13 protein-coding genes and 1 tRNA gene are annotated in these 13,652 nt (G+C 71.7%); 1 reads left to right on the top strand and 13 read right to left on the bottom strand.

The genetic code is table 11. The features are described 5' to 3' along the window. The first annotated feature begins 128 nt into the window (after positions 1-128). Positions 129-1,322 (top strand): cytochrome P450, encoded by a 1,194-nt coding sequence (locus tag AB0B72_RS26455; protein ID WP_367741654.1) that lies wholly within the window; start codon positions 129-131, stop codon positions 1,320-1,322. Positions 1,323-1,489: 167 nt separating this feature from the next. Here the strand turns inward: AB0B72_RS26455 and AB0B72_RS26450 are convergent, their stop codons facing one another. From AB0B72_RS26450 to AB0B72_RS26390, 13 genes are all read right to left on the bottom strand, one after another. Further along, entirely contained in the window at positions 1,490-2,983 is a 1,494-nt protein-coding gene (locus tag AB0B72_RS26450) for an APC family permease (RefSeq protein ID WP_367741653.1), read from the bottom strand. Positions 2,984-3,096: 113 nt separating this feature from the next. Beyond that, a complete protein-coding gene (locus AB0B72_RS26445) occupies positions 3,097-4,317 on the bottom strand; it encodes a beta-ketoacyl synthase (RefSeq protein ID WP_367741652.1) in 1,221 nt (406 codons plus the stop codon). Then, entirely contained in the window at positions 4,317-4,547 is a 231-nt protein-coding gene (locus tag AB0B72_RS26440; RefSeq protein WP_367741651.1) for an acyl carrier protein, read from the bottom strand. Before AB0B72_RS26440 ends, AB0B72_RS26445 begins: the two co-directional genes overlap by 1 nt. Before the next feature lie 29 nt (positions 4,548-4,576). Further along, on the bottom strand, positions 4,577-5,620 hold the full coding sequence (locus AB0B72_RS26435; RefSeq protein WP_367741650.1) for a beta-ketoacyl-ACP synthase III: 1,044 nt from the start codon (positions 5,618-5,620) through the stop codon (positions 4,577-4,579). Beyond that, positions 5,617-6,603 carry a hypothetical protein gene (locus AB0B72_RS26430; protein WP_367741649.1) on the bottom strand — a complete coding sequence of 329 codons (987 nt, stop codon included), beginning with the start codon at positions 6,601-6,603 and terminating at the stop codon, positions 5,617-5,619. The genes AB0B72_RS26435 and AB0B72_RS26430 overlap by 4 nt, the downstream gene beginning before the upstream one ends. Continuing rightward, positions 6,600-7,175, bottom strand: coding sequence for a flavin reductase family protein (locus tag AB0B72_RS26425; RefSeq protein ID WP_367741648.1), 576 nt, complete (start codon positions 7,173-7,175; stop codon positions 6,600-6,602). Before AB0B72_RS26425 ends, AB0B72_RS26430 begins: the two co-directional genes overlap by 4 nt. Further along, positions 7,172-7,693: a hypothetical protein gene (locus AB0B72_RS26420; protein WP_367741647.1), complete on the bottom strand. Its 522-nt coding sequence runs from the start codon at positions 7,691-7,693 to the stop codon at positions 7,172-7,174. The genes AB0B72_RS26425 and AB0B72_RS26420 overlap by 4 nt, the downstream gene beginning before the upstream one ends. A gap of 10 nt (positions 7,694-7,703) precedes the next feature. After that, complete coding sequence (locus tag AB0B72_RS26415) at positions 7,704-8,201, bottom strand: type II toxin-antitoxin system RatA family toxin (protein ID WP_367741646.1); 498 nt, start codon at positions 8,199-8,201, stop codon at positions 7,704-7,706. A gap of 6 nt (positions 8,202-8,207) precedes the next feature. After that, the gene (locus AB0B72_RS26410) at positions 8,208-9,488 is read right to left on the bottom strand and encodes an aspartate aminotransferase family protein (protein ID WP_367741645.1); all 1,281 of its coding nucleotides are present in this window, start codon (positions 9,486-9,488) and stop codon (positions 8,208-8,210) included. 28 nt (positions 9,489-9,516) lie between these two features. Continuing rightward, positions 9,517-10,656, bottom strand: coding sequence for an acyl-CoA dehydrogenase family protein (locus tag AB0B72_RS26405; RefSeq protein WP_367741644.1), 1,140 nt, complete (start codon positions 10,654-10,656; stop codon positions 9,517-9,519). 15 nt (positions 10,657-10,671) lie between these two features. Then, positions 10,672-12,330, bottom strand: a complete 1,659-nt coding sequence (locus AB0B72_RS26400) for an aldehyde dehydrogenase (RefSeq protein WP_367741643.1) — start codon at positions 12,328-12,330, stop codon at positions 10,672-10,674. Positions 12,331-12,611: 281 nt separating this feature from the next. Beyond that, positions 12,612-13,511 (bottom strand): diacylglycerol kinase family protein, encoded by a 900-nt coding sequence (locus tag AB0B72_RS26395; RefSeq protein WP_367741642.1) that lies wholly within the window; start codon positions 13,509-13,511, stop codon positions 12,612-12,614. Positions 13,512-13,555: 44 nt separating this feature from the next. Next, positions 13,556-13,645, bottom strand: a tRNA-OTHER gene (locus AB0B72_RS26390). Positions 13,646-13,652 lie beyond the last annotated feature (7 nt).

The raw sequence follows: 13,652 nt of genomic DNA, 5'->3' as shown, positions 1-13,652 counted from the left end.
CGATCCGACGCCGCCCCCGCCCCCGGGGGCGGCGTCTTCGCGTGCGACGGGGGTCAGCCCGAGATCAGGGGCACGTCAGGGCCCTTCGTCACGATGGAGACAACCATCCTCCTATCGGGAGTGAGATCATGACCGAAACCGACACCCGCGTGCTCGACTGGCCGCTGCCGCGCACCTCGATCGACTCGCCGCCGGCCGCCCTGGCCGAGCTGCGTCAGGGGCCGCCGTGCAAGGTCCGGCTGCGAGACGACCAATACGCATGGCTCATCACCCGCCACGCCGACGTCAAGCAGGCGCTCAACGACTCCAGGCTGAGCGTCGACGACCAGAACCCCGGGTTCCCCAACCGCCTGCTGCTGAAGCTGGAGCCCCGCATCCAGTCGTTCTGGCGGATGGACCCGCCCGAGCACTCACGACTGCGCAAGATGGTCATGGTGGAGTTCACCGCCCACCGCGTCGCCGCCATGCGTCCCCAGATCCAGCAGACGGTGGACGCCCTGCTGGACGAGGTCGAGCGCCTGCCGCGTCCCTTCGACCTCTACCAGAGCTTCGCCCTTCCCCTGCCCTGCGCGGTCATCGGACGCATCTTCGGCGTGCCCGGCGAGGACATGGCGGACTTCCAGCGGCACAGCAACGCGCTGCTCAACCAGGAAGCTCCCGAGGAGGCGTTCGCCTCCTACATCGCGACCACGCAGTACCTCGACCGGCTCTGCGGCGAGCGGGACCTCGCCCCCCAGGACGACCTGATCAGCCGCCTGGTCACCGACTACATGCGGCCCGGCCTGCTCAGCCGCGAGGACCTGGTGGCCATGGTCCGGCTCATGCTGGTCGCCGGCCACGAGACCACGGCCAACCAGATCGCGCTCAGCCTGCTGACGCTGCTGCGCCGCCCCGAGCTGGCCGCGTCGCTGCGGGAGGACCCGTCGACCGTGCGCCCGCTCGTGGAGGAGCTGCTGCGCTTCTGGTCCATCCCCCAGGACAACGTGGTACGGGTGGCCGCGACCGACCTGGAGATCGGCGGAGTGCCGATCCCGGCGGGTGACGGGGTCATCATCTCGATCCCGGCGGCCAACCACGACGAGGCGGTCTTCCCCCGGGCGGCGGAGTTCGACCCGAGCCGCGACACCCGCGCGCACCTGGCCTTCGGGCACGGCGTCCACCACTGCCCGGGAGGCCCGCTCGCGGCTCTCGAACTGGAGCTGGCCCTGCTCAGGGTGGCCGAGCGCTTCCCGGACATGCGGCTGGCCGTACCGGCCGAGGAGGTGCCCTTCAGGACCAGCAGCCTCGTCTACGGCCTGCACGAGCTGCCGGTCACCTGGTAGCCGCGGCGGACGCCGTACGGACGACCGAAGAGGAGGGCCGGGGTCACCCGGCCCTCCTCTCATGTTCCCGTCCTCCCAGAACACGCGACTGCCTGGCATACGCGACCGGGGCCGCTCCCCGGAAGAGGGAGCGGCCCCGGTCCTGTGTCGTGTCCCCGAACGGCTCCTCAGGCCCGGATGGACCGGGCCGCCGCCGGGACGACCGGCTCGGCGGACATGCCGGCGAGCGCCAGGTAGCGGGCCGGGCGGGCGCCCCGCAGCCACGCCGCGTACGCCAGGCCGGCCGCGCCGACCACCAAAAGGACCCACGGCAGCTCGCCGACCACCGCCGACTTCGACCCCGTCATCAGGGCGAAGTTGCCGACCACCAGCCAGACCGTCGTGGCCAGCCCGGCGAATCCGAGCAGCGGGGCGACCAGCCCTCGCCACCATCCGGGCCGCTCTTCCAGCCCGTGCTCCCCGCCCCGGTGCCGCCACAGGCCGAGGACGGAGAGCGCGGCCAGCGCCTGGAGCACGATGATGCCGAGGGTGCCCAGGCCGAGCATGCTGGTCGCGAGGTCGGCGTAGGGATCGAGGCCCTCGACCGCGAACGCGGCCGTCACGACCACGGCGAGGACCGTCTGCCACACGCTGGCGCGGTGCGGAGAACCGTGCCGGGGGTGCCCGACTCCCAGGGCGGCCGGGAGCACTCCGTCGGCGGCCAGCGCCTGGACGTACCGGTTGCCGGCGCTGTGCAGGGCGAGCGTCGCGGCGAACAGGCTCGTGCACAGCAGCACTTCGAGCGCGACCTCCCCCGCCTGGCCCAGGTAGTCGGCGCCGAGCCCGAAGAACAGGTTGCCGAGCTGTTCGCCCGCCACGGCCCGCACCCGGGACGGGCCGACCGCCCCGACGGCGACCCAGCTGGTCAGGGCGTAGAACACCGAGATCAGCACCACGGCGACATAGGTGGCCCTCGGCACGCTGCGCCGTGGGTCGCGTGACTCCTTGCCGTACAGCGACGCCGACTCGAACCCGATGAACGACACGAAGGCGAACATCAGCGCCACCCCGAGCCCGGGCCCGAAGACCTCGTGCGGGGTGAACGACGCCGCGGGCAGCGCCGTCACGCCGTGCCGGGCCAGCACCGCGACGTCCAGCGCCAGCAGCACCAGGATCTCGCCGGCCATCATCACCGCCAGCACCCTCGCGCTGACCGCGATCTCCCGGTAGCCGAGCGCCGCGACGGCCGCGATGCCCAGCGCCGCGCACACCTCCCAGCGCACGTCGATCCCGTGCAGGCCGAGCACCAGACGCGCGAAGTAGGCGAACGCCCCGGCCAGGCCGATCGTGGCGCAGAGGTAGGACAGCAGCGCGAGCAGCCCTCCGGCCACCGCGGCCGGGCGGCCGAGACCCTGCGCCACACCGGTGTAGAAGCCGCCGGTGCCGCCGGTCCGCCGCATCATCACCGCGTATCCGGCGGAGAAGCACAGCAGGGTCACCCCCGCGAAGACGAACGCCGCCGGGACGCCCGCGCCGTTGCCGACGGCGAACGCCAGCGGCACCGTGCCGACCATCGCCGACAACGGCGCGGCGGCGGCGACGATGAGGAAGACGATGTGCGCCGTGCCGAGCCCGCTCGCGGCTGACGTGGCGGGTTCGGGAGGGCGGTGGACGGTCCGCATGGCAGGGCTCCAATGCCGGCATGGGTTTCGGGAATGGTCATCGGGCGTGGGTTTGAGGGGTTGAGGCGTGGGGTTGAGGCGTGGCTTTCAGGCGTGGGTTTCAGGCGTGGGTTTCAGGCACGGGCGAAGGCGAGCACGGCGTTCTGACCCCCGAAACCGAAGGAGTCACTGATCGCCAGGTCGATCCGGCGTGGTGTGACCCTGGCCGCCACATCGATGTCGATCTTCGGGTCGAGCTTGTTGAGGTTGGCCGTCGGCGGGACGAGACCCTGCTCGACCGCCAGCACGCTGAACGCGGCCTCGACCGCTCCCGCGGCGCCCATCATGTGGCCGGTGACCCCCTTCGTGGAGGTCACCAGGGGCCGGTGCGGGAGCACCCTGCTCAGCATCGTCGCCTCCACCAGGTCGTTCAGCGGCGTCGACGTGCCGTGCGCGTTGACGTGGCCGACGTCGGACGGCACGGCGCCCGCGTCCGCCAGCGCCGCCCGGACCGCCGCCTCGATGCCGACCCCGTCGGGATGCGGCGCCGTCACGTGATGGGCGTCGGCGGTCGCGCCGTACCCGACGAGCCGCGCGCGGATCCGCGCGCCGCGGGCCCGGGCGTCGTCGACGCGCTCCAGCACCAGCAGCGCCGCCCCCTCCCCGCCGACGAACCCGTCCCGGTCCACGTCGAACGGCCGGGACGCCTCGGCGGGCATGTCCTGGCGTTTGGACAGCGCGCCCATCTTGGCGAACCCGGCCATCGTGACCGGGTTCAGCAGCGCCTCCGTCCCTCCCGCCAGCACGACGTCGCACCGGCCGAGTTGCAGCAGGTCGCGGGCCGTGCCGAGGGCGGTCGCGCCGGAAGCGCAGGCGGTCGCGACCACGAGGTCGGGCCCGGTGGCGCCGAACTCCATGGCCAGCTGCCCCGCGACCATGTTGGGCAGGTGCATGGGCAGCGTGAGGGGGGAGACCCACGACGGGCTCTCCTCCATCAGGACCCGGTGCTGCGCCTCGAAGGTGGCCGCGCCGCCGCCCGCCGTGCCCATGACCACACCGACCCTGGCGCCGTCCCAGGTGGCGGGGTCGAGACCCGAATCCGCCACCGCCTCCCGGGCGGCGATGACGGCGAACTGTACGAATCGGTCGAGGCGATGGGCCCGGCGGGCGCCCAGCAGCTCCTCGGGGTCGAAGCCGGTGACCCGGCAGGAGATCGAGACAGGGTTCCCGGCCAGGCCGGGGTCCACGTCGGCGGTCGGCTGTCCCGCGCAGATGGTCTGCCAGGACCGCGCCGTGTCGTTGCCGGCCGGGGTCACCAGGCCGAGCCCGGTGACCGCGACGTCCATTCCGGCCATCAGATCTTCGCGCTCCGCTCCTCCATCAGCCGGGCGATGTCTCCCACGGTGGGCACGTCGATCAGCTCGTTGTCGCTGATCACAATGCCGAGCTCCTGCTCCAGCACCATGGACAGCTCGACCACGGCGAGCGAGTCCAGCTCGATGTCCTCCCTGCTGGCGTCGGGGGTGACCTGCCCGGGGGTGACCTTGAGCTTCTTGACCAGGATGTCCTTCAGCGTGTCGAACATTGCCGGGTGCTCCCTTCGAGTGGATGTGGTTAGGAGGGGTCCAGTTCGGGCCAGACGAGGGTCGCGGCGCCCCAGGTGAGACCGCCGCCGAACGCGGTGAGCAGCACCCGCTGGCCCGGGCGGAGCTCGCCCGCCTGACTCGCCTCGGCGAGCAGCACGGGGATGGAGGCGGCGCCGGTGTTGCCGACCCGCTCGATGTTGGACAGATGCCGCTCGCACGGCAGGCCGAGCCGCTCGGCGACGGCGTCCAGGATGCGGGCGTTGGCCTGGTGCGCCACGACCCGGTCCACGTCGCCGATCCGCCAGCCCGCCGCCTCGACGGCCGCCCGCGAGGACGCGACGAGCCACTCCACCGCGCACCGGTAGGTCTCCCTGCCGCGCATGTGGAAGAACTCGTCACCCGGCTCGGGCGGCAGCCCGGAGGAGCGCTGCCGGGCGCCGCCGGCCGGGATCTGGATCAGTTCGGCGTGCTCGCCGTCGCTGCCGAGGACGACCGGCCCGATCGCACCCTGCTCGTCCGGTGTGCCGGCGCGCAGCACGACCGCGCCCGCGCCGTCAGCGAAGATCACCGATGTGGTCCGGTCCTCCGGGTCGATGATCGTGGAGTAGGTGTCGGCCCCGATCAGCAGCACCCGGTCGGCCGTCCCGGCGGCGATCAGCCCGGCCGCGGTGGCCAGGCCGTACAGGAATCCGGTGCAGACGGCGGCCACGTCGAACGCCGCGCACCCGCTGAGGCCGAGCCGGGAGGCGATCTCCGGGGCGGTCGCCGGGCAGAGCCGATCGGGCGTGGTGGTCGCGAGCACCACGGCGTCCACCTGCGAGTCGCCGGAGGACTTCAGCGCCCGGCGGCCCGCCTCGACCGCGAGATCGGAGGTGGCGGTGCCGGGCCCGGCGATGTGGCGGCTGGCGATGCCGGTGCGCGAGCGGATCCACTCGTCGGAGGTGTCCAGGCGGGCCGCGAGGTCGGCGTTGGTGACGACTCCGGGCGGCAGCCAGCAGCCGGCGCCCGCCAGGACGGCGGCCCGCCCCGCCCGGGCTCGGTCTGCCGTATGGCTCCTCAGCGGCATCATCATGACGCGGCACCACCGCTCAGCCAGTCGCCGGGCAGCCCCATGTACGCCATCCGGGTCTGCGCCATCTCGTCGGTCCACTGCTCGGCGATGTCGTAGCGCTGCTCGGGTGTGGTGTCCAGCATCCGCACCCCCGGCCAGAGCTCGTAATCGCCGATCAGGCCGGCGTGCTCGGCCATGCCCTTCTGGAAGAGCTCCTCGCGGTGGATGACGAACTCGCGGTCGGGCACCTCGCTCCACAGCTTGCGCCCGGCCTCCAGGATCTCCAGCAGCCGCGGCCGGTAGCCGGGGTTGTCGATCAGGTGTGAGCGGAGGATGGAGCTGCCCACGGTCAGGTGCCGGATCTCGTCGATCGCCGCGCCTCGCGAGATCTCCCCGGCGGCCGGGTCGAGCGGCGTCCACTTGCGCTCGCTCAGCTCGGCCGCCGGGGCCAGCACGCCCTCGATCACGATCGTGAACACCGCGACGCCGCCGTAGAAGTCGCCCTGGTCCCTGACGATCTCCAGGCTGAACCGCTCGACCGGGTCGAGCACCCTGCGCCGGTAGTCGGCGGCCATCTCGTCGATGTCGGCCAGCACGGTCTCGCGCTGCCAGCCGAGCTCCACCAGGTGATCGCGGAAGACCCTGGCGTGCCGGGCCTCGTCGATCATCTGGGTGGCGTAGAACTCCAGCTCGGGGATGCCGGGCGCGTTGACGACGTAGTACGCCAGCAGGCGGGTCGCCAGCTCCTCCGACAGGCTGCGGAAGCCGAGCTCCAGGCTCAGCGACTCGCGCAGCGGCCCCGGCTCCCGCATGTGCGCGGGGACGATCGCGTCCGGGTGGTGGCCGGTGGCCGCGCGGTCGCGCAGCGTGCCCTGGGCCACCGAGGTCAGCCAGTAGGCCAGATCACAGTCCGCGGCGGTGAGCGTGAGATTTTTCGCTCCGTCGAGCAGCCCGGGAGCGGTGTCCCACGCCGCCTCATGTGCGGTCGCCTCGTGTGCCGTCATCGCGTCGTGCCCTCCATCGGGTTCCGGTGGTTGGAATTCCGGGTGCCGTCGCCCGAGCCGGGAACGGTCCGCAGCGCGCCGGCGCACAGGTCTCCGGCGAAGCTGAACAGCGGGTCGCCCGTCCCCGCCACGGCGTCGACCACCTCACCGAGCAGCAGCTCGTGGTCGGCGACCGGGATGCTGCGGACCAGGCGGCACTCCAGGTGAGCCAGCGCGCCGTCGATCAGCGGCGCGCCGTCGCCGCCGGCGCTGGTCCACGGCACCCCGGCGAACTGCGCGGGGCCCTGCGGGCGGTCACGGTCGGCGAACCAGCGGGCGAGGCCGCCCTGACCGCCGCTGAGCAGATTGACGGTGAACCGCCCGGCGGCGACGGCCAGCCCGCCGAGGAGGGATCCGCTGCGCAGCGAGACGCCGATGATCAGCTCGGTCGGCGAGACCCCCACCAGCGTGCTCACCGTGGTGCCGTGCACCCGGCCCTCGTGGCTGACCGTCAGCACCGCCACCGGCGCCGCGACCTTGCGCATGGCCTTCCTGGCCTCCCGGCGGGCGTCCCTGGCGGCGGTGACGGTCACCAGGCCGTCCCTTGGGCCGTCAGCTGGTGCTCCTTCTCCTTTTCTTCCTTCTTCTGGTGTCCGTGCGGCGCCTTCTGCGTGACGCCGATGGAGTCGAGCAGCTTCTGGTACGCCGGCTGGGCCACCGGCTCGAAGGGCAGGGCGAGCGGTTTCATGAAGTTGCCGAACAGGCCGCGGTCGCCGCACAGGTGGAACGGCAGCGCCAGCAGCGCCCACTCGGGCCCGATCAGCAGGCACCACAGCCCGGCGACCGCGCCCTGGGTGACCAGGCTGTGCATGACGTTGTACAGGACGTAGTACGCCTTGGGGATCGGCTTGCCACCGGACTTCCGGTAGGCGATGGCGCCGGGAAGGTAGCCGATGAGGTCGATGTAGAAGAACAGGCCGATCGCGGGCAGCCACCTGATCTCACCGAAGTGGGCGACGATCAGCCCGGTGCTGACCGCCAGGCCGAACAGGTACTCCGCGCGGTGCGCTTTGAAGGTGTTGGGGGTCTCGTACGGATTGAGCTGGTCCATCGCGCGCTCCTCATGCGCCGGCCGTGATGGCGGCCGCGGCGGCAGGGTCGGGTTGGTCGGCGGGGTCGGCCACGAGTGCTCCCGGGAACAGGCCGACGACGGTCCAGGCCACGGTCTCCTTGATCACTCGTTCGGCGATCGGGTCGAGGATCCCCTCCATGCTGGGGATGCCGAAGTCGAAGTCGGCTTCGAAGTGCAGCCGCACGTCGCCGCCGTCCTGGCGCAGGGTCCACAGCCCGGAGAAGCTCTCGAAGTCGCCGTCGACCTGGGCGAAAGCGATCTCCAGCCGCTCCCTGGCGAACTGTTCGCGTTCGGTCCAGCGCAGCAGCCCGCTGCGGAAGTTGAGCTCCCAGTGCGACTCGCCGACCGGCTCGGGCCAGGCGATCAGCACCTCGGCCGACCGCACGTGCGGGGCGAACTCGGCGTAGCGGTCGAATCTCGTGATCCCGTCGTAGACGGCGTCGGCCGTCGCGTCGTGGATCACGGCGTCAAGTTCCAGGTGCCGCACTCTCGATCACCTGCCTTCCGGCATCGTGGTTTGGCGCGCGACCAGGTCGCGCGTGGCTCGTTCGAAGGCCACCAGGAAGAAGCGCACCTCGCTCGGGCTGAGGATCGCGGGCGGGGTGAAGCGGACCACCGAGCTGGCGTTCATCGAGTGGTTGCCGACGACGCCGTTGTTGAACAGCTCGATCAGCAGCTCGCCGGCCAGGCCCGCCTCGACCAGCTCCAGGCCGATCAGCAGCCCCTGGCCGCGCACTTCGACCACCAGGTCGGGGATGGTCCTGTTGACGATCTCGGTCACTCCGTCGAGCAGGATCGCGCCCAGCTCGACGGCCTTGGAGACCAGGCGGTCCTCCTGGATCGCCCGGATCGCGCCCAGCACCCCGGCCATCAGCAGCGGCTGACCGGAGAACGTGGCGGTGTGCACGAACGGGTCCTTGTCGAAGGGCTTGAACGCCTCCCGGGTCGCGACGGCCGCCGAGACGGGGACCACTCCACCGCCGAGCGCCTTGCCGACCAGCAGCACGTCCGGCCGGATGCCCTCCAGGTCGGCGCCCCACCACTCGCCGAGGCGGCCCATGCCGGTCTGCACTTCGTCCAGCACGAGGAATCCGTCGTACTCGCGGACGAGCTCCTCGACCCTGCGGAGGTAACCCGGCGGCGGGATGATCACACCGCCCTCGCCCTGGATCGGCTCCAGGATGACGCACACCTCGCCCGGGTGGGCGGCCAGCTCGGCCTCCAGCGCGTCGGCGTCGCCGAAGGGCAGATGGGTCACGCCGGGCAGCAGCGGGCGGAACGGCCGCTGGTAGACGTCCTTGGCGGTCACCGAGAGCGCGCCCAGGGTCTTGCCGTGGTAGCCGCGATCCATCGACACCGTGTGCTTGCGGCCGTTGGCGCGGGCGAGCTTGAGGCCGGTCTCGACCGCCTCGGCCCCCGACAGCGCGAAGTGCACCCGGTCAAGGCCGGGGGGCATCACCGAGCAGAGCGCCTCGGCCGCGCGGGCCGCGGTCGGTTCGAGGAGGATGCGTGAGGCGACCGGGTGGGTGTGCAGCTGGCGCTGGACCGACTCGATCACCGCGGGGTGCCGGGCGCCCATCAGGAACACGCCGTAGCCGCCGCAGTTGAGGAATCTCTCGCCGTCGGCGGTGGTCAGCCACGCTCCCTCGGACGCCACCTCCATGTGGCTGCCGAACAGCTCCGCAAGGGTGGCTCTGCCCTTGCTCAGATGGGCCCGGTACAGCCGCAGGATCTCCTGTTCGGTGTCCGGAGGGGCCTCCGTGATCACACTCACTGAACACTTCCCTTCAAGAGCCGGAATTTCACGACAGCTGGAGCGGCCCGCCCGCGAAGTACGTGGCCAGGGCGTCGGCGACGCTGGCACGCGAGGGAGGGTGGAAGGCCAGCGGACGGACTCCGGAGGCCAGTTGGGTGTTGTCGGAGGAGGTGATGAAGTCGAGCCCGCCCAGCAGCTCCAGCGCCAGCGCGGCCGTGTCGGTCAGCGCCTCCTGCGCCGCGTACCGCGCGACCAGCGCCGCCGCGACCGCCGCCTCGCCGTCCAGCCCGCCGGCGACGGCGCGGGCCGTGCCCTCCAGGACCATGAACGCCGACTCGGCCCGCACCACGAGCGCGGCCCGGTCGGAGGCCCCGCCCCGGCCGCGGTGCAGCACCTGCTCGACCAGTGCGGAGGCCGCCCCGGTGTACCCGGCCGAGATCAGCAGCTCGAACCAGACGAACCCGGCCGTCTGCAGGTCGTCCAGCAGGTGGGGGTCCTCGGCGCTGGTGCGGACGACCAGCTCCTCGGGCACGAAGACATCCGTGAGCCGCACCTCGTCGCTCTGCGCCGCGGCCAGCACCTGGTTGCCCCAGAACGGGTGCACCGACAGCCCCTCGCTGTCGGCGGGCACCAGGGCGAGCGCCAGCTCGGGCTCGCCCCCCGCGCCCGGTACGGCGATGCTCGCGGTCAGCAGATCCATCGACGTGCTGAGACTGCACGGCTTCTTGCTGCCGGAGAGCAGGTAGCCGCCCTCCACCGGGGTCGCGGTGACCGCCGGGGCGAGGATGTTCTGCTCGGTACGGCCCTCCGCCCAGCCCGAGGCCATCACCAGCTGCTCGGGGACGACCCGCCGGAGCACCGACAGCTGGGCGTCGGTCAGCCGTCCGGCGGCGGGGGCCAGCGCGTACAGGGTGGCGGCGGTGAAGTGGTGCATGGTGACGGCGGCGGCCAGGGACGGCGACAGCGATCCGACCGCCCGCATGACCTGGACCGCGTCGACCAGACCGGCGCCGCCGCCGCCGTACTCGGCGGGCACGAGCAGCCCCACGCCACCGTGCGTGCGGAACAGGTCGATCACCGGGCTCACCGGCCGCTCCCGGTCCGCGAACGACAGCTCCGACAGGGCCTTCACCAGCCCGGGGTGGTACTGCTCGCAGACGTCGCGAGCCGTGTCGAGTGTGCGCACGAGACTCTCCAAATGTCAGTTGCCGAAAACAGCCAGATAGGGACGCACCCCGGTGGCGATGCTGACCCCCTGCGCATGCGAGGTCTTGAGCATCGGGTAGTTGGCCTCGCCGAAGACGCCGCCGGTCAGGCCGGTGCCGCCGTGGCTGGGCAGGTACGGCAGAAAGCCGATGTGCGAGTCGTTCACCTTGAGCAGCCCGCCGTTGACGATCCGCTGCACGAAAACGTCGATGATCTCGTCCGACCCCGCCCACACCGAGTTGCGCAGGCCGTACTCGTTGGCGTTGACGAAGTCGATGAAGCTCTCGACCAGCTCCTCGTCGGGGGCCGGCTCGGCGACCACGATCGGCAGCAGCGGGAAGAACGTCTCGTGCTTGACCACGTCCAGCTCGCGCGCGCCGGCCAGGCCGTCCACCCGCAGCACGGTGGGCTGCAGGAAGACGCCGGTGGGGGACGGCGTGCCGTCCACCTCGACGCGCTCCCCGCCGGTGACCAGCGTGGCGCCGCCCGCCATGGCCTGGCTGAGCAGGGCGAAGAACCGCTCGGCGCGGCGCACCGGGGACAGCAGCACGTCCTCGTCGTCGGGGTAGCCGGGCCGTACGGTCTTCACCTGCTCGCGCACCCGCTCGATCAGCTCGTCGGCGACGTCGGGGTGGACCAGGACGCAGTTGGGCACCATGCAGATCTGGCCCGAGCCGTAGAAGCACTCGGCGACGGCCTCGGCCGCCAGCTCCAGATCGGCGTCCTTCCAGACGATGATCGTGTCGTTGCCGGCCAGCTCCAGGATGGGCTTCTTGCCGTTGGTCACGCAGCGCTCCTGGTAGCGCATCCCCTCCTCGACGCCGCCGATGAAGAAGATGTCGTTGACCTTGGGGCTGGTCACCCAGCGGTCCATGGTCTGCTTGGGGTTGCTGCACACGATGTTGAGCACGCCGGGGGGCGCGCCGATCTCCTCCAGCAGCGGCACGACGAGCTCGCGCAGCACGTACATCGTGCTGAACGGGATGCTGCGCGGCGCCCGCACCACCACGGCGTTGCCCGCCATGAGGGGAAGCACCGACAGCGCGGCACTCGGCCCCGGCGCGTTCTGCGGCGGGTTGAAGCACACCACGCCGTCGGGCTGACGGCGGACGATCAGGCGGCGGTCGCCGTGGGCGAACTCGGTGTGCATGCACTGCCGGTACCAGTCGCAGCTTTCCTTGCTGAACAGCTGCCGCAGGCCGCTGAGCTCCCAGCGGGCCAGTTTGACCGGGTGCGCCTCGACGACCAGCATCTCGACGAACTCGTCGTGCCTGCGGCGCAACTCCTCGCGGAACAGCTCACCGAGCAGCATCCGGCGCTCCAGCGGGACGGCCGCCCACTCCTGCGCGGCCTCGGCCGCCGCGTCGATCGCCGCGTCGATCTGCTCGACGCCGGCGACCGCGCACCGGCCCACCACGTACGGGTGCCGCCAGGCGTCGGAGTCGGCGTCCTTCTCCAGCGCGCGTTTCAGGCTGATACTCGCGAAAACGTCTTCCAGTAGCGAGCGCGCGCTCAGTGTGTAGACCCAGCCGTCGCCTTCGACGTCCCGGCCGCCGATATACAGCGGATAACTGCGGAACGGGACGTTACCGAATCCGGAGAAGCACTCGGGATCGCCATGGGGATTGTCGCTGGACTTTTCCCTAAGAAGCATCGTTAAGCCTTTCAGAAAGCCCGGCCTTCGACACTCATCATGGCATTCGCTACTGACGCCGTTCTGACGGATTTCTGATCGAGATCGGCCGGCGGCTATCGGCGGAAAGGAAATCCGGCGCGCGGCAGGCGATCACGTCCATTAGGCATGCGGCGCATGGCGATTATGCGTGCGGCGCGTGGCGATCGGGCGTATGGCGAGCAGCCGCGGCGATTCGACGCGCGTCGATCCTGCGCACGGCAAGAGGCCGCGGCCCATTAGGGGAGAGCCGGGGACGCGGTTCAGCCCGTCCACACCGGGAGCGCGCCGGGCATCACCCGCAGCGTGATCGCCGACCGGGTGGCGGGCTGCAGCTCGCCGTCGTGCTCGAAGAGCAGGGGGCCGCCGTCGAGCCGCTCCACGGTGATCACCCGGCCCCGGCCGTAGAAGACGCCCTCCCGGCCCAGGTGCTCGCCCTCGCGCACCAGCGTGGGCACCTCGGCGGGCCGCACGGGGCTGGCCACCACGCACACGTCGAGCAGGCCGTCGTCGAACTCGGAGTGCGGCAGCAGCAGGTACTGCCCGCCCCGGTACCGTCCGCCGCCGACATTGGCCAGCACGGTGTCGCCGCGGTGCAGCTCGACGCCGTCCACGGTGACCCGGCCCGGATAGGGCACGAAGGCGGCGGCACTGTCGGCCAAGGTCTTCGCGTAGCGGGCGCGGCCGGTCAGACCGGTCTCCCGCGCGCCGACCAGGGCCTGCGCGACCACGCCCGAGCAGGCGCCGAGGAACACGAGCGCGCCGGTCTCGGCCACTTCGGCCAGGTCGAACTCGCGAAGCCGCGCGCCGTCGCCGGTGAGGGCGGACCGCAGTGTGCTCGCCCAGGGCCGCTCGCCCCACAGCATCCGGTAGCCGGAGTTCCCGGTGCCGGCAGGGACGATCGCCAGCGCGGACCTGCCTTCGCCGGCGAGCCCTTCGATGACCTCCCGTACCGTGCCGTCCCCGCCCACGGCGACCACCAGATCGGGGCAGTCGGGCTCGCGCACGGCGGCGCGCACGGTCGTGGTGGCGTCGCCCGCGCATGCGGTGCGATGGACCCGCACGGTGGCCGCATGCTCGGCACATAGCTCGGTGACCTGGGCCAGGAGCCGGTCGTCGGTGGTGCCGGCCGCCGGATTGGCGACGATCAGAACCGCTCCCATGAGGACTCCGCGATCGCTGGAGAGTGTTCGGTGGACTTGCTCGGCGGAGAGGGCAGGATTCGAACCTGCGTGGGCTGTGACACCCGACCGGAGTTGACGCTCGGCCCCCGTTAGGCCGCTACGGGAACCTCTCCTCGGACC

It is taken from the genome of Microbispora sp. NPDC049125 (assembly GCF_040802045.1).
Taxonomy (GTDB): Bacteria; Actinomycetota; Actinomycetes; order Streptosporangiales; family Streptosporangiaceae; genus Microbispora.
Note: the sequence above shows the minus strand (reverse complement) of the source record. Positions and strands in the feature narration are given on the sequence as shown.

Excerpts from the sequence above, each read along its gene's own strand:
- AB0B72_RS26455 (WP_367741654.1), top strand. The coding sequence starts at position 129 with ATGACCGAAACCGACACCCGCGTGCTCGACTGGCCGCTGCCGCGCACC.
- AB0B72_RS26450 (WP_367741653.1), bottom strand. The coding sequence starts at position 2,983 with ATGCGGACCGTCCACCGCCCTCCCGAACCCGCCACGTCAGCCGCGAGC.
- AB0B72_RS26445 (WP_367741652.1), bottom strand. The coding sequence starts at position 4,317 with ATGGCCGGAATGGACGTCGCGGTCACCGGGCTCGGCCTGGTGACCCCG.
- AB0B72_RS26440 (WP_367741651.1), bottom strand. The coding sequence starts at position 4,547 with ATGTTCGACACGCTGAAGGACATCCTGGTCAAGAAGCTCAAGGTCACC.
- AB0B72_RS26435 (WP_367741650.1), bottom strand. The coding sequence starts at position 5,620 with ATGATGATGCCGCTGAGGAGCCATACGGCAGACCGAGCCCGGGCGGGG.
- AB0B72_RS26430 (WP_367741649.1), bottom strand. The coding sequence starts at position 6,603 with ATGACGGCACACGAGGCGACCGCACATGAGGCGGCGTGGGACACCGCT.
- AB0B72_RS26420 (WP_367741647.1), bottom strand. The coding sequence starts at position 7,693 with ATGGACCAGCTCAATCCGTACGAGACCCCCAACACCTTCAAAGCGCAC.
- AB0B72_RS26400 (WP_367741643.1), bottom strand. The coding sequence starts at position 12,330 with ATGCTTCTTAGGGAAAAGTCCAGCGACAATCCCCATGGCGATCCCGAG.
- AB0B72_RS26395 (WP_367741642.1), bottom strand. The coding sequence starts at position 13,511 with ATGGGAGCGGTTCTGATCGTCGCCAATCCGGCGGCCGGCACCACCGAC.